Genomic DNA, 287 nt, shown 5'->3' on the forward strand with positions numbered 1-287 from the left:
CATCAGCATTGCTATTTTGATGTTCCTGTATTCTTGGTTCATTCAGTGCAGCAGTGGTCGTGTCATCATCTTGAATTGATTTTTTAAAATCCTTCACCGCACCGCCGACATCTTTACCTAAATTTTTTAATTTAGATGTGCCAAAAAGTAAGATCACCACAATTGCAAAAATAAGTACGTGCCAAATCGATAATCCCGCCATGGTTTTTACTCCTAATATTAGGGTCTGTTGATATTTCATAACTGGCTTGCGTTGTAGGCTAAAATTGATCATGAGACGTATACGT

Annotated in this window: 1 protein-coding gene; it reads right to left on the minus strand. The window is 37.3% G+C overall.

Annotated elements, in window-relative coordinates; genetic code table 11:
* The coding region (locus ACG9ZL_RS21250; protein ID WP_419361918.1) for a Sec-independent protein translocase subunit TatA at positions 1-202 on the minus strand (202 nt) is incomplete at its 3' end.
* Positions 203-287 lie beyond the last annotated feature (85 nt).

This window comes from Acinetobacter legionensis (genome assembly GCF_048551735.1).
GTDB lineage: Bacteria > Pseudomonadota > Gammaproteobacteria > Pseudomonadales > Moraxellaceae > Acinetobacter.